Genomic DNA, 18,071 nt, shown 5'->3' on the forward strand with positions numbered 1-18,071 from the left:
TCTTGTCCGGTTTTATTCACGCGCTTTATAAGGTATAATGGGTAAAGTTAGGTAGGAGGCAGTGTGTTTGGCCATACGATACGAGTTACTGAAGACGTGTCACCAGACCGGGGCCCGCTTGGGGCGCTTACATACACCTCACGGCATTGTGGAGACACCTGCGTTTATGCCGGTCGGCACACTCGCAACGGTTAAAGCGATGAGCCCGGAAGAACTGGAAGAAATGGACGCTCAGATCATTTTGAGCAATACGTACCACCTGTTTTTGCGTCCGGGCCATGAAGTCGTCGCGGCAGCAGGCGGACTGCACCGCTTTATGCACTGGAACCGCCCCATTTTGACGGACAGCGGCGGCTTTCAAGTGTTCAGTCTCAGCAAGTTGCGTCACATTACGGAAGACGGGGTCACCTTTCGTTCCCACATCAGCGGTGAACCGCTGTTCATCGGGCCGGAAAAAGCGATGGAGATACAAAACGCCCTCGGCAGTGACATCATCATGGCGTTTGACGAGTGTGCACCGTACCCGGCTGAACGGGAGTACGTCGAAACGTCCCTTGAACGGACAACCCGTTGGGCGGAACGATGCCTGAAGGCCCACAAGCGTCCGGACGAACAAGCGCTGTTCGGGATCGTCCAAGGTGGCGTGTACCGGGATTTGCGCGAACGGAGTGCGAGAAGTCTGACAGCCCTCGACTTTCCCGGCTATGCCATCGGAGGGTTGTCCGTCGGAGAGCCGAAAGAGATCATGTACGATGTCTTGGAATATACGGTTCCCCTTCTGCCAGATACGAAACCTCGTTACTTGATGGGAGTCGGTTCACCTGATGCCCTTGTAGAAGGAGCCGTACGTGGCATCGACATGTTTGACTGTGTCCTTCCGACACGTATTGCCCGCAACGGGACGACGATGACGAGCCGGGGGCGGCTCGTCGTCCGGAACGCGAAGTACGCGCGGGATTTCAGTCCGTTGGACCCGGCGTGTGACTGTTACACGTGCCGCAACTACACGAGAGCCTACATCCGTCACTTAATCAAGTCAGACGAGATTTTGGGATTGCGGTTAACGACTTACCACAACTTGTACTTCTTGTTGCGGCTCATGGAAAACGTACGCCAAGCGATACGGGAAGACCGGTTACGGAACTTTCGGGATGAGTTTTTTGCCCAATATTACGGGCAAAATTCACATAAACCTTTTTAGCTGATGTTTAAAAGGAGGGACTGTACATAATGGAACCAAACTTATTGACTAGTTTGTTGCCGCTCATTTTGATATTTGCCATCTTTTATTTTTTGCTGATCCGTCCGCAGCAAAAACGGCAAAAAGAACGCAACGCCATGCTGCAAGCGTTGAAAAAAGGTGACAAAGTGATCACGATCGGCGGCATTCACGGCACGATTGTCGATCTCACCGAAGAGAGAGTGACGCTCAAAGTGTCGGACACGACGAAAATGGTGTTTGAGCGTAACGCCGTCAACGCCGTCAAAGGTGAAGACAGTGAATAATCACACTGTTTGAAGACAAAGGAGGCGCCTCGAGCGGGGCGCCTTTTTGCTGCACGGAGAACTGCCGAAAGGAGGGGGACGTACGAACTTTACCGGTTTTACTAGAGGCGGGAAGGTGGTTTGTCGTGCACCCAGAATGCTTTAATGTGACTTCCGACTGAGGTTAAGGTGAGATGTCTGGCCAATTTGACAGAGATGAGGGCGAGGAGTGTACCGGCAACGGCGTCTAAAAACCAGTGAATGCCGAGGTAGAAGATGGAAAACACGATAATCCCCGCACATACCGACACGATTTGGCCGAATAGGCGGCTTTTGGAACGGACGGCGATGAGCGCCAACGTCACAGACATGGACGTGTGCAAACTGGGAAAGCAGTTGTCCAAACCGGACATGGCGCGGTATTCCTGCTCAAATGACGGATAAATGTGAGGAATCAAAAATTCCACATCGGGATGGTACACCCACGTTTCGTACACCGGAACGAACAAGAAAAAGGGGATGGCGATAAAGTAATTCAGCATGATGGCGTACAAGAGCGTGTACAGCGCGTGACAATCGCGCTGTTGAAAATAGACGAAGAGGGAGGAGACGAGCAGACTCGTGAACACGATAATGTAAAAAAATGTTAAAACTGCCGTGACAAGGGGTGACTCAAAGGAGTGCTGAATGAAGGGGATGAACGCTCCCTCCAGCCGGTAAACGTAAGGTGTAAAATCGAGTGGCCAATGCAGCACTTGTTCAAGCTTTAGCTCCAATTTGTTCAGCAGCAACACGGCTAAAGCGGCCAAAACGTGAAAGAGCAGGAGGCGATCGTGTCTGAGTGCCGAAAGAAAGCGGAACAAGGTGTTGAGCGGATTGTGATGTGTCGCCCACAAAACGATGAGAAAAGTCACGGCGATGGTCGTCAGTGTGATGGTCGTCATCGATTGAAACATGCTGGCCCTCTTTCCAACAAAGCAATAATCCCCATTCCATTATAGCGGAAATGGACGTGATCCGTAAAAAAAGAGCTGACAAACCACAAGATTTTTGGCCTTCTTTTGTCAGCTCGCAAATGCAGACGCTTTCAGAAGTCTCAGAGAGCCGCCCCCGTTCCCCATACGTGTATGTGGCCTGTCCCCGCAACGGGGAACACTACGCCGACGTTCGCATGCTCACCCCCAACATTCCTCCCAGTGCGGCAATTGCAATAGCCCCGGCGAAGTGCAAGAGATTGAACCAGTCGAACGAAGTGTCAAAGGCGAGGATGCCGATGAGAAACACGATGACGGCGTAAAGACCGCCGGTTACGGCACCGAAATACCACCCTTTGCGACCGCTCTTGCGGCCGGCGATCCATCCGCCGACGAAAAGTGCCAAACTGTTGATCGTGTAACTGAAGTAGTTAAAGTGTTGCTCTTGGACATCGGTGTAATTGAGAATAAATGCTGTAATCAGCGCGCCGATGACGACGAGTAGCCAAACGGTGAGGAGTCCGGCGAGTAACGGGGAGCGCAGGAGAAATCTGTCCATGGACACCACCTCCATCAATTTGGTACATCCTATGAGCCTGTTCACCCGTTTAGCACTCGAATTTGAAGCATATTTAAAACGGCAGTGCGGACACTAAACTGTGGAACTTGAGAGAAGGACGGATAGGCATGGAACTGATGACGATCACGTTGCGGACCATTTTTATTTATTTTTTTGTTTTGTTGATTATGCGCCTCATGGGAAAACGGGAAATAGGGAAACTTTCGGTCTTTGACCTCGTCGTGTCATTCATGATCGCGGAGTTGGCTGCAATCTCCATCGAAGATACGAACGTCACCTTTCTAAGAGGCATGGTCCCTGTCATCGTTCTGATGCTCTTGCAAGTTTCCATGTCATTTTTGTCGTTAAAAAGTAGCAAAATACGCAAAGTGATTGAGGGAACCCCCAGTTATTTAATTAAAAACGGCGAGATCCAAGAACAAGAGATGGCGAAACACCGCTACAACATAGCCGATTTACTGCTTCAGCTGCGCGAAAAAAACGTAGAGAAAGTGACCGACGTGGAACATGCGATTTTGGAGACGTCCGGAAAACTGAGCGTCATTCTGAAAGAAGGTAAACAACCCGTGACGAAAGAGGAGGCAGGGGTGGAATTGAGAGGTCAGCATCACCTGCCCGTTCCGCTCATCATCGACGGCAAAGTGCAAGACAAACGGTTGGAAGAAATCGGACAGACGCGCTTCTGGCTGAAAAACGAGGTCCAAAAACAGGGGTATAAAGATTTTAAAGACATTTTTTTCGCCTTGTACGATGTTTCAAACGGAGAACTGCACATTGACCGGAAGCAGTCGTGAACGGTTAATAGCGCTTTGGAAGCAGGAGAGCGAGGTATTTCCCGACAACTGGAATGTGTATGACGTCATCTTGAACGAGGAGACGCAAAAACAACACACATCCACAGTAGACGCCTCCGCTAATGAGCAGGGTCAAGGGGACCGTCCACCATATGCTGTTGCCTTCAAACCAGACGGCCATCGAGAAGTAACAGATCCACCCGGTGATCAGCATCGCGAGGAGAACTTTGGCAATTTCCCGAATATCGAAGGTGAAACTGACGAGGCGGGTGATCGAAACCATGTGGAGCAGGGTGACAATGACAATTCCCGTATTCATGGCGATCACGACACCGTCGATCCCGAGGGCCGGTTGCGAGCCGAGGATAAAGATGAGTCCGGATTTGACGACCGAGCCGATGATCGAGTTGCGCATCGCATCCTTTGCCCGGTCCAGGCCTTGCAGTACGGCGGCGAAAGGCCCTTGTAAGTACCACAGCAACGTAAAGGGGGCCATCAACTGCATGAGGCGTCCGGCTTCGGCATTGCCGTATATGAGCACACACAGCGGCTCCGCCATCACGGTCATCACAGCGGCTGCAGGTGCTCCGACGATAAGCGAAAGGCGAAAAGACTGCTTGAGCCTCCAGTACACGGCCCTGTCGTTGTTCACCGCAGCCGCTTCCGATATGGCAGGGACGAGGGAGACAGAAAGGGCGTGAGTGAGAAAGCTGGGAAAGTACACCAGGGGGATGACCATTCCAGCTAATTGGCCGTACAGTGACGTGGCCACACCAGTGGCGATCCCGGCTAGGGCCAGGCTTTGCGCCACGAGAATCGGCTCAAAGGCGTACGTCACGTGACCGACGAGGCGGCTTGCCGTGACCGGCATCGAGATGCGAAACAGTCCTCGCACCGTTTGAGCGAGAGGCAAATTTCGGACGAAAGCGGGCGGATGGCGAAAGAGGGGGCGGGATGGATCTTTTTTAAAATGGTAAAGCATGAGGCAAAGCCCTGCGAACTCGCCGACCACCATCCCAATCATTCCCCCGGCCGCTGCAAATTCCACACCGTACGGCATGAGCAGTGAGGCGAAAAACAGAACAGTGAAAATGCGGACGACTTGCTCGATGACGCTGGCGGCGGAAGAGGGGAACATGTTTTGCCTTCCTTGAAAATACCCGCGAAAGATGTGCGCTGCGGCCACGATGGGGATGGTCGGGGCTATCCCCATCAAGGCGTAAATAGCGCGCTGATCGGTCAAGGCGTAGCGGGCGATGAGGGGAGCGCTCACGACCATGAACGTCACTAAAACGAAGCTCGTAATCAGCACAATGCCCATCGATACGAGCAAGATCGAACGAATGCGACTTTCGTCGTGCAAGGCTTCCGCTTCGGACACGTGCTTGGAGATGGCCACGTTCAACCCTAGTGTGGCGAGAGTGATGACTAACGTCAAAATCGGGAACGCCATTTGGAACAAACCAATGCCCTCGTCGCCGATTAAGCGGGTCAAAGAGATCCGGTAGATAAATCCGAGCACCTTGTTAATCAGTCCGGAGACGACGAGTATGAGTGTCCCTTGCATAAACGTCTGCTTGCTCACAGATGAGGCCCTTCCTTCCTGAACGCACGTCGGTAATACAAGCCTATGCAGCCGTGGGACAGGTTGATGACTGAATTTTTCCGTGACGGAAAGGAGGAGTTTTTTTGGGTTGCGTCGAATGTCTATACTTGACAACGTGTGTGAAGGCAGGGAAATTTCGTGCACAAAGAGAGATGGTCGTTAAAGGAGATGGGACCGGAGATTGAGCAGTTGTGTGCCGACAAGGCGGACGAGTTCGCGCTGTACGGGTATGAGCATGTGACGAGCCGGGAGATTTGGCTGTGTGTGTCTGAATCATACAAAGAGACACTGCCTCCCCTTCACCGCTTGGTAAACGACATTCTATCGCTGAAAGTGACGACGTTCATGAACTGGATGACCGCCAATGCGTATAAAGGAATCGACCTGTAACAGGTCGATTTTTCGTGCCGACAAAATTGACATGCCTGATCCGACTTGCGATAATGGGCATGTTGGATAGAGGAGGGAACGGCTGCAGATGATCAGATGGAGCAGGATTTTGGTGTTTGTCATCCTGGTGGCGGCCGTATTCGCCACGATCGCCTGGACGGCAGAAGATGTCGTCAACAACATTACACTCGGGCTAGATTTACAAGGCGGCTTTGAAGTGCTGTACGAAGCGAAACCGTTAAACGAGGGACAGCAGATTACCCAGGAAACGTTGGCGGCAGCCGCGGCTGCCGTTCGGCAACGGATCGACGTGCTAGGGGTTGAGGAGCCGAACGTGGCCATCGAAGGGGAAAACCGCATTCGCGTACAGCTAGCCGGTGTAGAAGACCAAGACGAAGCGCGGCGCATTTTGGGGACGCCGGCACACTTGACGTTTCGCCTCAACCACGAAGAAGTGTTGTTAACAGGGGAAGACCTAAAGGAGAACGGAGCGAGCGTACAATTCGATCCAGACACGAACGAGCCGGTTGTCGCTTTGAAGTTGAAAGACGCAGAGAAATTCGCCGCCATTACCCGCGATCACATGGGGGAGATTTTAGCGATTTACTTGGACGAAGAGGTGGTGAGCGCCCCCAGCATCAACGCCGTCATTCCGAACGGTGAAGCTGTGATTCAAGGGAATATGTCGGTAGACGAGGCCCAGGAACTGGCGGATTTGCTGAACGCCGGGGCTCTTCCGGTCAATCTGGAAGAGATTCAGTCGTTTTCCATCGCGGCCAGTCTCGGAGAGTTATCTTTAATTCAAAGTTTAAAAGCAGGTGTGTACGGGTCGCTCATCGTCCTGCTGTTCATGATCGGCTACTACCGGGTGCCCGGCATGATTGCCGCCATATCGCTCGTAGCGTACGCGTATCTCGTCTTGTTGACGTTCTCCTTACTCAACGTCACGCTGACGCTGGCGGGAATCGCGGCGTTTATTCTGGGCATCGGAATGGCCGTTGATGCGAACATCCTGATGTACGAGCGGATCAAGGAAGAAATTCGCAGCGGGAAGACGATCCCGTCTTCGGTGAAAGCGGGTTCTCGGCGCTCGTTCCTCACGATATTCGACGCAAACATTACGACGGTTGTGGCGGCGGCAGTGCTGTTCTACTTCGGGACGGCCAACATTAAAGGTTTTGCCGTCTCCCTCATCGTCAGCATCCTCGTCAGTTTCTTGACAGCGGTAGCCGGCTCGCGGTTGCTGATGAATCTACTGCTGAAATCCCGCGTCTTGAAGAACCCGAGTTGGTTCGGGGTGAAAGGGGAGGAAATCGGTGAACTATAAATTCGATTTTGTCGGCAAACGAAAACTGTTTTTTCTCGTTTCCGGCGTGTTCCTGTTGGCTGGAATCCTTTCGCTCCTCATCGCGGGGTTGAATTTAGGCATCGACTTCGTCAGCGGCACCCGGTTGGACATTCAGATCGATGAACCGTTCACAGTGGAACAAGCGCGGGACATACTGGAACAGCAAGGCATTGAGGACGCCCAGATTCGCGTCGGCGGTAATGACGACAATTTTGCCATTGTGAACGTCCCCATGACGTTAAATAACGAGCAAGTGATTGACATTCGCGAAGCGTTTCAAGCGGAGTACGGCGAACAGGTAGACTTGCAAGAGCAGGTCGTCTCTCCCGTCATCGGGCGGGAACTGGCCCGGAACGCCGTCATTGCGCTCCTTTTAGCGTCCCTAGGCATCATTATTTACGTCGCGGTGCGTTTTGAATACCGCTTTGCGGTAGCGGCCATACTCACCCTCTTCCACGACGCGTTGTTTACCGTCGGGATGTTTTCCATTTTACAAATCGAAGTGGACCTTACGTTTATTGCGGCCGTTCTGACGATTGTCGGTTATTCGGTCAACGACACGATCGTCATCTTTGACCGCATCCGCGAACACTTGAAGGTTGCCAAAATTAAAGAGTTCCAAGACTTGAAAGACGTCGTGAACGTGAGCATTCAGGAAACGTTAGTGCGCTCCATCAACACTGGGATCACAGTCCTCTTTACGGCGGCAGTCCTGTTTCTGTTCGGCGGTGAGACGATCGCCCACTTTTCACTGGCCCTTTTGTTCGGTTTGACCATCGGCATGTACTCTTCCATTTTTATCGCCAGCCCACTGTGGGCGACGTGGAAGTGGGCATCGGTTCAACGGGAGAAAAAACGCGCCGCTGCGGCAGGAAACTCTTGAAAAGCGTTAAAGTGGTCAACCTCGGGATTTTCCCGAGGTTTTTTAACGGTGCCGGAAGTTGCCCTGGTTTTAGGAACTTCGCTATAATAATGTCGTTGGGAGAGAGGGAGTTTATACGTGTACCACCCTAAAACGAGATGGATACAGTCGCAAATAGACGAACAGCGCGTAGAGGAACTGGTGCGGGAAGCGGGCATTCACCCGATGATTGCGCGCATTTTAGTGCTGCGCGGCTTGAACAGTCAAGAACAAGTGGCCCGCTTTCTCCGTGTGTCCACCGATGACTTTCACGATCCCTACCACTTGCATGGGATGGGGAAAGCGGTGACACGCATTCGCCGAGCGCTGGAAGACAAGGAGAAGATTTGGATATACGGCGATTACGACGCCGACGGTGTCAGCAGTACGAGTGTCATGATCGAGACGTTCCGCCTTCTCGGACAGGAGGTCGATTACTACATACCGAATCGCTTTACAGAAGGATACGGCCTGAACCGACAGGCCGTGGAATTAGCGGCAAAACGCGGAGTGTCCCTCATCATCACGGTCGATACTGGCATTACGGCGGTAGAGGAGACGGAACTGGCCCGAACCCTCGGCGTGGACTTGATCATCACCGACCACCACGAACCGCCGCCCGTTTTGCCTGATGCCCTGGCAGTCGTCAATCCGAAGCAACCGGACTGCCATTACCCGCACGACACGTTAGCGGGTGTAGGCGTTGCGTTTAAGCTGGCCCACGCGTTACTCGGACGCCTGCCACATGAACTGTTACAGCTCGCGGCACTCGGAACGATTGCCGATCTCGTCCCGCTCGTCGGGGAAAACCGCATCATCGCCGCGCTCGGCTTGAAACAGATGAACGAACGTCGACACGTGGGGCTGAATGCGTTGTTAGACGTGGCCGGGCTTGCCGATCGCCAAGTGACGGCCGGTCACATCGGATTTGCCATCGGCCCGCGCATAAATGCCAGTGGCCGCCTGGACACCGCCAACCCGGCCGTCGAACTCCTCACCAGCCGCGATCCCGAACGTGCGCGCACGTTGGCCCAGCAGCTAGACAAACTGAATCTCGAACGGCAAAAACTGGTCGACGCGATTACTGCTGAAGCCATTTCTGCAGTCATGGCCGATGAAGGGGAGCACCGCTACGCTGTCGTCGTCGCCAGTGCCGGATGGAACGTCGGGGTGCTCGGTATTGTCGCCTCGCGGTTGGTGGAACGGTTTTACCGTCCGGCTGTCGTCCTCAGTGTCGACGCAGCGACCGGTGAAGCGAAGGGCTCGGCCAGGAGCATTGACGGTTTTAATCTGTATAGAGCGCTGTCTGAATTGAAACAGTGGCTGATCCATTTCGGCGGCCATGAGATGGCGGCCGGCTTGACCGTCGCAGCCCGCGATGTGGCACAATTCCGCAAAGAGCTGAACGCCATCGCTTCCACCTGGCTAACAGATGACGATTACATTCCGGCTACACGTGTCGATGTAACGTGCTCTGTCGAAGACGTGAAGATGGATTGGGTGGAACAGCTGCCTTTGCTGGAGCCTTTCGGGGTCGGAAACAGGACGCCGCTGTTCCGCGTGACAGGCGGGAAACTGCAGGAGTTGCGACAAATCGGGAGAGACCGCCATCACTTGAAACTCTCATTGGCAAAGGGAGCGGCCAAACTGTCCGCGGTCGCCTTCCAGATGGGAGAAGCAGCGGGAGAGATTGCGCCTGGCGTAAACTTGGAGGCCGTCGGCGAACTGCAGACGAACGAATGGAATGGAAATCGGACAGTACAATTGCTCGTGAAAGACCTCTCGGTTCCCCACTTGCAAGTGTTTGACTGGCGCGGCAAAACCGTGAGCGATGAGATGTGGCGGCGTTTGGAACAGCGTGAAGTGTTGTTCGTCTGTTTCGACGAACAAAACGTGAGCTGGTTGCACCGACACGTTTCGCCAGAGGCAGCGTCTGTCCAGTGTGTTCAAGGCGTTGACCGCGTCGCCGTTAAATCCGGTGTCCGCCACCTCATTTTTGTCGACTTTCCTTTCGATGTGGCGTGTTACCACCATCTCATCCAATCTGTTCCGGACTTGGAGCGGGTCTACTTCTTGGGACATGCGGACGAAGCAGCGTACATGGTCCCCAAGCGTCACGAGTTCAAACGCCTGTACGCTCTTTTACACCGATACAAAAAGGTGCAAAACGAACACGCGTTGATCCAGCCGTCTCGCTTGTCGCCGAGGGCTGTCTCGTTCATGCTCGAGGTGTTTCACGAGCTCGGTTTTATTGAGCGTTCCGGCGATGAGATCCGCTTGAAACCGAATCCGGTGAGACGGGCGTTAGAAACCTCTACAGCTTTTCAAAACCGAAAAAAGCGGGAGGCCGTGTATCAAAAATTTTACTATGCCACATCCCGCGAGTTGTGGGAAGACATTGTGAAGGTGAGACACGGGGAACCGAATTCCTTTTCAGGAGGAGACACACATGAACTTAAAAGAAAAGATTCGCATCATCGAGAACTTTCCTCAACCGGGGGTGCGTTTTAAAGACATTACGACCTTGCTCAAGGACGGGGAGGCCTACCAAGAAGCCATTAACCGCATGGTGGAACGTTTGCGACACATGGAGATCGACCTTATTGCGGGGCCTGAAGCGCGGGGCTTTGTCGTCGGGGCTCCTCTCGCTTACGCTCTTGGGATCGGGTTTGTCCCCGTCCGCAAATCGGGTAAGCTCCCAGCTGACGTCGTGGAAACGACGTACAATTTAGAATACGGAGAGAGCGCCCTCGCCATTCACCGGGACGCCATTCAGCCGGGGCAGCGCGTTCTCGTGGCGGACGACTTGCTGGCCACGGGAGGGACGATTTCCGCTGCGATCGATTTGGTCAAACAACTGGGCGGAGAAGTCGTCGGGACGGCGTTTTTCATCGAGTTGACGTATCTGAACGGACGGGATAAGCTGCCCGATTGCCCCGTGTTTACATTGGTACAGTATTAATGCCCAATGTCCCCAACGCGTCCTGTTAAATGGTGCCGTTGCCGGTCGCGGTTGCTGATGTAGAATCGTCTCCCTTGTGTCGGGCAAGTTGTTGTCAAACATACTTCTTATCGGGAAGCCGGCCAAAAATAGTTGACCGTATGACTGTTCGCGCGTGTTACGCACCCCTGATAACGACACCGGAGGAACATTTCTCTCGAATTGGAAAGCTGCTTGACTTTCCCCAGCGAATATAGTTTTCGCCCCGTTGCAAGCTGTACATTCATGCGATTAAAGGCGTGTCAACGGCGTTCAGACAGGGTGCCGCCGTCTGCCGTTTGTCTTAGATATCCCTTTACTTTCCGCGGGTTATCCGTAATAATAAACGTTATAACCCTATGTGCAGCATCAGGTGACGTGACATGGTAACGATCGAACGCTTGTTGGAACGAGCAGACGGATATCTGTCTGAGAGCGATTTGTCCAAAATCGAAGAGGCCTACCACTTTGCCAAACGCGCTCACAGTGGACAAATGCGCAAATCGGGCGAGCCGTACATTTACCATCCCCTTGCCGTGGCCGACATCTTAATCGAACTGGAACTTGACGTGACGACGATAATGGCGGCCATCTTGCACGACGTCGTGGAAGACACCGATGTCACCCTGCAAGAAATCGAAGAGACGTTCGGGGAAACGGTAGCGCGACTAGTGGACGGGGTGACCAAGCTAGGCCGCATCAAATACAAATCGAGGGAAGAACAGCAAGCGGAAAACCACCGCAAGATGATCGTCGCCATGGCAGAGGACGTGCGCGTCATTTTGATCAAGTTGGCCGACAGGCTGCACAACATGCGGACGTTAAAACATTTGCCCGAGGAGAAACAGCGGCGGATTGCCAATGAAACGTTGGAAATCTTCTCACCGCTGGCCCATCGCCTCGGGATTTCTGCGATTAAATGGGAATTGGAAGACATTGCATTGCGCTACAACAACCCGCACCAGTACTACCGCATCGTCAACCTGATGAAGAAAAAACGGGCAGAGCGGGAAAAGTACTTGGACGCCGTCATCGACCATTTGCGCAAACGGCTCGAGGACATGGACATTGAGGCGGACATATCGGGCCGGCCTAAGCACATTTACAGCATTTATCGCAAAATGACGCTGCAAAACAAGCAGTTCAACGAAATATACGATCTCCTGGCCGTTCGCGTCATCGTCGACAGCATTAAGGACTGTTACGCTGTCCTCGGCATTATTCACACGTTGTGGAAGCCGATGCCCGGGCGGTTTAAAGATTACATCGCCATGCCGAAGCCGAACATGTACCAGTCGTTGCACACGACGGTCATCGGTCCGAATGGAGAACCGCTGGAAGTGCAAATTCGCACGTGGGAGATGCACCGCACCGCCGAATACGGGGTGGCGGCGCACTGGCTGTACAAAGAAGGCAAGCAAAAACAGCCGCTGTCGTTCGAAGATCGATTGAGCTGGTTCCGGCAAATTTTGGAGTGGCAGCAGGATGCCACTGATGCCCAAGAATTTATGGAATCGCTGAAGATGGACCTCTTTTCCGATGCGGTGTTCGTATTTACCCCGAAAGGCGATGTGATCGAACTTCCCGCCAACTCCGTGCCCCTCGACTTCGCGTACCGCATTCACACAGAAGTCGGAAACCGTTGTATCGGGGCGAAAGTGAACGGGAAAATTGTCCCCCTCGACCACAAATTGAAGACGGGTGACATTGTGGAGATCCTCACGTCCAAACACAGTTACGGCCCCAGCCAGGATTGGCTGAAAATTGCCCAGTCGTCAAACGCGCGCAGTAAAATCCGCAACTGGTTTAAAAAAGAACGGCGGGAAGAAAATGTGTTAAAGGGACAAGAGGCCGTAGAGCGGGAAATCAAGAAACAAGGATACGATGTGGAAAGCGTCTTGACGGAAGAAGGCATCCATGAGGTCGCCCGCAAGTTTAACTTTAGCGGAGAAGAAGACATGATGGCCGCCGTCGGGTACGGGGGCATTACAGCGGCGCAAATCGTGACGCGCCTGACGGAAAAATTCCGCAAAGATGAACCGTCAGTCAAAGCGCTGCCTGATGTGAAGGACGCTCCTAAACAGGAGAAGACAAAGCTGGCCCAAGGGGTGCGCGTGAAAGGCGTCGACAATTTGTTAGTCCGCTTCTCCCGTTGCTGCAACCCTGTCCCCGGTGACGAGATTGTCGGCTTTGTCACGCGAGGGCGGGGGGTCTCCATCCACCGCACCAATTGCCCGAACATCCAGAAAGAGGAAGAAGAGCGCCTCATCGATGTGGAATGGGAAGGGACACCCGACCAGTCATTTAATGTCGATTTAGAAATTACGGGGATGGACCGACGCGGATTTGTCAACGAAGTGTTACAAGTCATCACGGAGACGAAGACGAACATGACGGCTGTTTCCGGCCGGGTCAAGAAAAACCGCTTGGCTGTCATCGACGTCTCCATTTCCGTACGCAATTTGGAACACCTGCATTTCATCGTTGAACGGTTAAAACGGCTTGACGATATATACAGCGTGCAGCGGATCATGCAGTAACCGTCGCTGCAATCTATGCGATTCATTTTAAAACGGGACGACCAATGAATTTTTAACTTAAGGAGGCTTTTGATGCGAGTTGTCGTACAACGCACCGGACCGGCGCAAGTGACAGTTGGTGAAGAAGTGATCGGCAAAATTTCACACGGCCTCGTCTGTCTGGTGGGCTTTACAGACGGTGACGGGGAAGAGGACGTATCTTACGTGGCGGACAAAATTGTAAACTTGCGCATTTTCAGCGACGACGCAGGGAAAATGAACCGGTCGCTGCTCGAAGTCGGCGGCGAAATTCTCAGCATTTCCCAGTTCACCGTTTACGGGGATTGTCGGAAAGGACGGCGCCCCAGCTTTACAAAGGCGGCACGGCCGGAGAAGGCAGAAGTGCTTTACGACACTTTTAACGACAAACTGCGCGCTTACGGTGTGACGGTCGAGACGGGCCGTTTCGGAGCAGATATGAAAGTCTCCCTCGTCAACGACGGCCCGGTGACGTTCATTGTCGAGAACAAAACGTGACGGACTATTTCTTCAACAAAGACTGATAGGGCGCAAGGTCAATTTGTTTTCGTTTTAAATACTTTACGAGGTAGCGGTGATCCCGTTTGGGCGTCGCTTCGATGTAACCCCGGATGATGATGTCACGGGACATTTCACTGGCCTTTTCTCGAAGGGCAATCTCTCCGATTTTAGCCGCGATCGTGTGCCGGGCGGTATCTCGAAATGCCTTTGGCACTGGGCGAACGAGGTCGTCTAACAGCTCTTTCGTCTCGTCCGTCCACAAATGTTGTGTTTTCTCCACGTAGTAGTCTTGCCAGTCAAGGGTGGACTTGCCGTCTTGCTTCGGCATGCTTTTTAAAAATTTGCGGAACATGAAGTATCCGCCGATGGACATGAACACGACCATAAAGATCATCCACAACACGATGAAAACCCCAAAAGAGGTTGACATTATCCTTCACCTCATCTGTTCTTTCCCTTCTTCATTATAACACCATCCCGTTGGCATGAGGCATGGAAATGCCCGGACATTCGAGTAGGGCTTGTGACGAAGGAGACATTGCACATGATAGTGCAGTGTCTCCTTTTTTCTCCGTCTAAAGTCTGAGATCAAAATCAACCTGCGGCCAGTTAAGGGAACGAGGTGTGGCGTTTAAGATAAAGACAAGAACAGAGCAAAAGGAGGTTGAGTATGGCTGAGCGTTCCGGGTCCTACACACTGGGCATCGTGCTCGTCATAGTCGGTGGATTGATGCTGTTGGGACAACTCGGCATCAACGTCGGCTGGATTATCGCCCTCGTCATCGCCGGATACCTTGTGTACAAAGGATGGGGGTTGTACAAACACGCTGAAAGCAGCGGCAAGCGGGGATTAGGGATTTGCCTGATCGTCGTTGGGTTACTCTGGATGACAGGCTTGCTGCCGATCATTATCGGTTTAGTCGTGGCGGCCATCGTCATGTATTTCGGTTGGAACTTACTGAAGAGCAAACCGCAGGCAACCGTTGCGACAGACCCTCCTCTCTACGACGATAGCCGTGAATTGCGGCATCGAGATCCGATGGCAAAAAGTGATCGGCGAACCGACCACTTAGATGAATGGGAACGAGAAGTGAAAAACCGCTTAAACGCGAAGGAGGAAACAGAATGAGCATCTTCAAGCGAGTGCGTGACATTACGGTAGCGAGTATCAATGAGATTTTAGATAAGGTAGAAGATCCGGTGGCGATGCTGAATCAGTACTTGCGCGACATGGAAAGTGAAATACAGAAAGCGGAAGTGGCCGTCGCTCGCCAGGACGCGTTGGAGAAAAAGTGGAAAGGGTTAGTGGAAGAGATGGAGGACCGGGCGAAAAAGCGTGACCGTCAGGCCAGGTTGGCAGTCGACGTAGGAGACGACCGGGTCGCCAGACAGGCACTGGCTGACAAAGAGTACTGCCAGGTGAAAATCGGAGAATACCAGGCCCAGTATGAAACAGCTAAAGAGCAAAAGCGATCACTCAGCGAACAGTTGCAAGAGTTAAAAGACAAATATTACGAATTGCGGAGTAAAAAGTACGCCCTCGTCGCCCGGGCCAATGTCGCCAGTGCCAAAAAACAGATGAACGTCGCCATTTCCTCTATTGACACTGACAGTGCGGCGAGGGGGTTTGCGCGAATCGAGGAGCGGGTGATGATGATGGAGACCGACGCCGCTGCCAGTGAACGTATGAAATCTCACTACTCAGGCGATTGGCCTGACGAGAAACGGGCGTGGAGCGATCAGGTGGAAGAGGAATTGGCCAAGTTGAAAGCCGCGAGACAAACGGCAGCGGATAAGGCAGAAACTGAAGGGACCTCTTCGTTGAGCTGACATTCACGCTTGTGGTATAGTGGAGCTAGCCATAGCTTGGCGAACCGGGCTATGGCTGTTTTTCCTTTTGAAGTTGGAGGAGGCACCATCCGTGAACCATTCCCGCGTATCGACATATGTGCTGGGCGCCATTCTCATTGTGATCGGGTTCGGTATTTTATTTAATAATCTCAATCTATTCTACTTTGATGTCGGCAGTTTAATCGTTCCGGCGGTTTTGACATTGATCGGGGTTAAACTGCTCGATCGCGGCAAGCGGACGGCGGGCGGGGTTGTGCTCGGAATCGGAGTTCTCATGTTGCTCGGAGCGTTCGGGATCAACGTCGGGAATTTGATCGGGTTGGCTTTTTCAGTGGCGGTCATCTATTTTGGCTACCGCATGATCCGTTCCAAAAAGAAAGAATTGGCTGTGCCGCCGGTGTTTGAACGAGGGGACGTAAATGGTGCTTCCCGCGAAGGGCGTGGCACGTCCAATGGAATGCGGCAAGAACCGCATCGGGAAGAAGGCGAAGCTGCTGAAGGTTTCACGGAAGATGAAATGTCCCGCGACAGAGAAATGCCCGATGGCGAGAAGAATACGTCGTACCGGGCGGAACAGGAAGCGTCCGGTCGATCCTACCGGAACGAGGCGCCGAAGGTGAAACATTCCCTCATCGGCAACCTATACTTGTCCGCGCCCCGCTGGGAGTTGACGGACATGAACATCTGGCACGGATTTGGCGACGTCAAAATTGACCTCTCCCGCGCCCTCATTCACGAGACAGAAACAGTTGTCATCATTAACGGGTGGATTGGGGACATTGACATTTATGTGCCGTACGATCTGGAAATTGCGTTGACTGCTCATGTCAACATCGGCGATGTGGACATTTTCGGCAATAAAGAAGGCGGGATTAACCGAAATGTGTCTATCGAGACGCCTCACTACCGCAGTGCCTCCAAACGTGTGCGCTTCGTCGTAAGCTTACTCATCGGCGACGTTGACGTGATGTATGTGTAGGAGGTTCCCGGATGCTGCAAAAGAAACTAACCAACATTCAATGGCAATTTGTACGGCAGTCGCTGTGGGTGAGTGTCACGGTGGTCACATTGGGGGCCGCTCTCGTCTTTTCCCTCTGGAGTTACACGGTCGGTCTGGAACCGTTGCAAACCTGGTTGAAGCATCGTTGGGAGTGGCGTATTCCAGCCTTCCCCGGCTGGGGGTTTGTCGTGATCATGATGGCCGTCCTTTGGTTGACAGCTGGTGCCATCGGAGTGGCAACGGGGTATGTATTCGGCAACTTGTTTAAAAAACGGCTGGAAATTTTGCTGCAGTCGACGATGATGTTGGAGCGCGGTGATCTGACAACCCGCATTCCCAATTTAGGGGACGACGAGATCGGCGAACTCGGCAACCGATTAAATGACATGACTGCACGCTTCCAGAAGCAGGTCGCTTCCTTGCAACGGCTGTCGACGCACAATGCGGAATTGACCGAACAGGTGAAACAGGCGGCAATACTTGAGGAGCGACACCGCCTCGCCCGGGAGTTGCACGACGCTGTCAGCCAGCAGTTGTTCGCCATTTCCATGTCTATGGCCGCCTTGAAACGCATGCTCACGCATCGTCCCGAAAAAGCTGAACAACAGGTGGAACTGGTGGAAGAGATGGCGGCGGCCGCACAATCGGAAATGCGGGCGCTGCTGCTTCATTTGCGTCCGGCACACCTCGAAGGGAAAAGTTTGAAACACGGCGTGGAAGAACTGTTGCGGGAACTTCAAGACAAGCATGCGTTGGACTTTAAGTGGTCCATCGGGGATTTGCCTGATTTGCCGAAAGGGATTGAAGACCACCTGTTCCGCATTTTGCAGGAGGCCCTGTCCAATGCGCTGCGCCATTCGAAAGCTGAGCAAGTGGAGGTTACACTGTCTGTGATTCGCCAAAACGTGCGACTGAAAGTGACGGACAACGGGGTCGGGTTTACAGCCGATGACGAACAGAAGACGTCTTCTTACGGCATGGCCCTCATGCGGGAACGGGTGGCAGAAATTGGAGGCGTGCTCAGCGTGTCCTCTGCACCTGGTCAAGGGACGATGATCGAGGTGACGGTACCGCTGGTGACAAAAGGAAGGGATGGGATGTAA

At 53.1% G+C, this 18,071-nt stretch carries 18 protein-coding genes; 14 read left to right on the forward strand and 4 right to left on the reverse strand.

The window, feature by feature from the left end:
- Positions 1-67: 67 nt before the first annotated feature.
- Both tgt and yajC read left to right on the forward strand, forming a co-directional pair.
- A complete protein-coding gene (gene tgt, locus B0W44_RS04905; protein ID WP_077719033.1) occupies positions 68-1,201 on the forward strand; it encodes a tRNA guanosine(34) transglycosylase Tgt in 1,134 nt (377 codons plus the stop codon).
- A gap of 29 nt (positions 1,202-1,230) precedes the next feature.
- Entirely contained in the window at positions 1,231-1,506 is a 276-nt protein-coding gene (gene yajC / locus B0W44_RS04910; RefSeq protein ID WP_077719034.1) for a preprotein translocase subunit YajC, read from the forward strand.
- Between the two features lie 101 nt (positions 1,507-1,607).
- Here yajC and B0W44_RS04915 read toward each other — a convergent pair whose 3' ends face one another.
- Both B0W44_RS04915 and B0W44_RS04920 read right to left on the reverse strand, forming a co-directional pair.
- Entirely contained in the window at positions 1,608-2,441 is an 834-nt protein-coding gene (locus B0W44_RS04915; protein WP_077719035.1) for a phosphatase PAP2 family protein, read from the reverse strand.
- A gap of 199 nt (positions 2,442-2,640) precedes the next feature.
- A complete protein-coding gene (locus tag B0W44_RS04920; RefSeq protein WP_169835429.1) occupies positions 2,641-3,018 on the reverse strand; it encodes a TIGR04086 family membrane protein in 378 nt (125 codons plus the stop codon).
- A gap of 128 nt (positions 3,019-3,146) precedes the next feature.
- Here B0W44_RS04920 and B0W44_RS04925 point away from each other — a divergent pair, with 128 nt between their 5' ends.
- The gene (locus tag B0W44_RS04925; protein ID WP_077719037.1) at positions 3,147-3,833 is read left to right on the forward strand and encodes a DUF421 domain-containing protein; all 687 of its coding nucleotides are present in this window, start codon (positions 3,147-3,149) and stop codon (positions 3,831-3,833) included.
- 4 nt (positions 3,834-3,837) lie between these two features.
- Here the strand turns inward: B0W44_RS04925 and spoVB are convergent, their stop codons facing one another.
- A complete protein-coding gene (gene spoVB / locus B0W44_RS04930; RefSeq protein WP_228441520.1) occupies positions 3,838-5,418 on the reverse strand; it encodes a stage V sporulation protein B in 1,581 nt (526 codons plus the stop codon).
- A gap of 159 nt (positions 5,419-5,577) precedes the next feature.
- On the opposite strand from spoVB, the gene B0W44_RS04935 reads away from it, so the two are divergent.
- From B0W44_RS04935 to dtd, 7 genes are all read left to right on the forward strand, one after another.
- Positions 5,578-5,829 carry a post-transcriptional regulator gene (locus B0W44_RS04935; protein ID WP_418304073.1) on the forward strand — a complete coding sequence of 84 codons (252 nt, stop codon included), beginning with the start codon at positions 5,578-5,580 and terminating at the stop codon, positions 5,827-5,829.
- Between the two features lie 88 nt (positions 5,830-5,917).
- Complete coding sequence (gene secD / locus B0W44_RS04940; protein WP_077719039.1) at positions 5,918-7,156, forward strand: protein translocase subunit SecD; 1,239 nt, start codon at positions 5,918-5,920, stop codon at positions 7,154-7,156.
- Positions 7,146-8,060: a protein translocase subunit SecF gene (gene secF, locus B0W44_RS04945; RefSeq protein ID WP_077719040.1), complete on the forward strand. Its 915-nt coding sequence runs from the start codon at positions 7,146-7,148 to the stop codon at positions 8,058-8,060. Before secD ends, secF begins: the two co-directional genes overlap by 11 nt.
- A 117-nt stretch (positions 8,061-8,177) precedes the next feature.
- A complete protein-coding gene (recJ, locus tag B0W44_RS04950; RefSeq protein ID WP_077719041.1) occupies positions 8,178-10,589 on the forward strand; it encodes a single-stranded-DNA-specific exonuclease RecJ in 2,412 nt (803 codons plus the stop codon).
- Positions 10,528-11,040, forward strand: coding sequence for an adenine phosphoribosyltransferase (locus tag B0W44_RS04955; protein ID WP_077719042.1), 513 nt, complete (start codon positions 10,528-10,530; stop codon positions 11,038-11,040). Before recJ ends, B0W44_RS04955 begins: the two co-directional genes overlap by 62 nt.
- A gap of 401 nt (positions 11,041-11,441) precedes the next feature.
- Entirely contained in the window at positions 11,442-13,598 is a 2,157-nt protein-coding gene (locus B0W44_RS04960; protein ID WP_077719043.1) for a RelA/SpoT family protein, read from the forward strand.
- A 72-nt stretch (positions 13,599-13,670) separates the two neighbouring features.
- Positions 13,671-14,114 carry a D-aminoacyl-tRNA deacylase gene (gene dtd / locus B0W44_RS04965; RefSeq protein ID WP_077719044.1) on the forward strand — a complete coding sequence of 148 codons (444 nt, stop codon included), beginning with the start codon at positions 13,671-13,673 and terminating at the stop codon, positions 14,112-14,114.
- Between the two features lie 4 nt (positions 14,115-14,118).
- Here the strand turns inward: dtd and B0W44_RS04970 are convergent, their stop codons facing one another.
- Positions 14,119-14,550, reverse strand: coding sequence for a DUF2621 family protein (locus B0W44_RS04970; protein ID WP_077719045.1), 432 nt, complete (start codon positions 14,548-14,550; stop codon positions 14,119-14,121).
- A 237-nt stretch (positions 14,551-14,787) separates the two neighbouring features.
- Here B0W44_RS04970 and B0W44_RS04975 point away from each other — a divergent pair, with 237 nt between their 5' ends.
- The 4 genes from B0W44_RS04975 to B0W44_RS04990 all read left to right on the forward strand — a co-directional run bounded on the left by B0W44_RS04975 (position 14,788) and on the right by B0W44_RS04990 (position 18,071).
- The gene (locus B0W44_RS04975; RefSeq protein WP_077719046.1) at positions 14,788-15,246 is read left to right on the forward strand and encodes a hypothetical protein; all 459 of its coding nucleotides are present in this window, start codon (positions 14,788-14,790) and stop codon (positions 15,244-15,246) included.
- Positions 15,243-15,947 (forward strand): PspA/IM30 family protein, encoded by a 705-nt coding sequence (locus tag B0W44_RS04980; RefSeq protein ID WP_077719047.1) that lies wholly within the window; start codon positions 15,243-15,245, stop codon positions 15,945-15,947. Before B0W44_RS04975 ends, B0W44_RS04980 begins: the two co-directional genes overlap by 4 nt.
- A 91-nt stretch (positions 15,948-16,038) precedes the next feature.
- A complete protein-coding gene (gene liaF, locus B0W44_RS04985; RefSeq protein ID WP_077719048.1) occupies positions 16,039-16,947 on the forward strand; it encodes a cell wall-active antibiotics response protein LiaF in 909 nt (302 codons plus the stop codon).
- Between the two features lie 11 nt (positions 16,948-16,958).
- Positions 16,959-18,071: a HAMP domain-containing sensor histidine kinase gene (locus B0W44_RS04990; protein ID WP_077719049.1), complete on the forward strand. Its 1,113-nt coding sequence runs from the start codon at positions 16,959-16,961 to the stop codon at positions 18,069-18,071.

This window comes from Novibacillus thermophilus, from assembly GCF_002005165.1.
In the GTDB taxonomy this organism is placed as follows: Bacteria; Bacillota; Bacilli; order Thermoactinomycetales; family Novibacillaceae; genus Novibacillus; species Novibacillus thermophilus.

Coding starts and splice junctions, on each gene's coding strand:
- yajC (WP_077719034.1), top strand. CDS start 1,231: ATGGAACCAAACTTATTGACTAGTTTGTTGCCGCTCATTTTGATATTT.
- B0W44_RS04915 (WP_077719035.1), bottom strand. CDS start 2,441: ATGTTTCAATCGATGACGACCATCACACTGACGACCATCGCCGTGACT.
- B0W44_RS04920 (WP_169835429.1), bottom strand. CDS start 3,018: ATGGACAGATTTCTCCTGCGCTCCCCGTTACTCGCCGGACTCCTCACC.
- B0W44_RS04925 (WP_077719037.1), top strand. CDS start 3,147: ATGGAACTGATGACGATCACGTTGCGGACCATTTTTATTTATTTTTTT.
- secD (WP_077719039.1), top strand. CDS start 5,918: ATGATCAGATGGAGCAGGATTTTGGTGTTTGTCATCCTGGTGGCGGCC.
- B0W44_RS04955 (WP_077719042.1), top strand. CDS start 10,528: ATGAACTTAAAAGAAAAGATTCGCATCATCGAGAACTTTCCTCAACCG.
- B0W44_RS04960 (WP_077719043.1), top strand. CDS start 11,442: ATGGTAACGATCGAACGCTTGTTGGAACGAGCAGACGGATATCTGTCT.
- dtd (WP_077719044.1), top strand. CDS start 13,671: ATGCGAGTTGTCGTACAACGCACCGGACCGGCGCAAGTGACAGTTGGT.
- B0W44_RS04975 (WP_077719046.1), top strand. CDS start 14,788: ATGGCTGAGCGTTCCGGGTCCTACACACTGGGCATCGTGCTCGTCATA.
- B0W44_RS04980 (WP_077719047.1), top strand. CDS start 15,243: ATGAGCATCTTCAAGCGAGTGCGTGACATTACGGTAGCGAGTATCAAT.
- B0W44_RS04990 (WP_077719049.1), top strand. CDS start 16,959: ATGCTGCAAAAGAAACTAACCAACATTCAATGGCAATTTGTACGGCAG.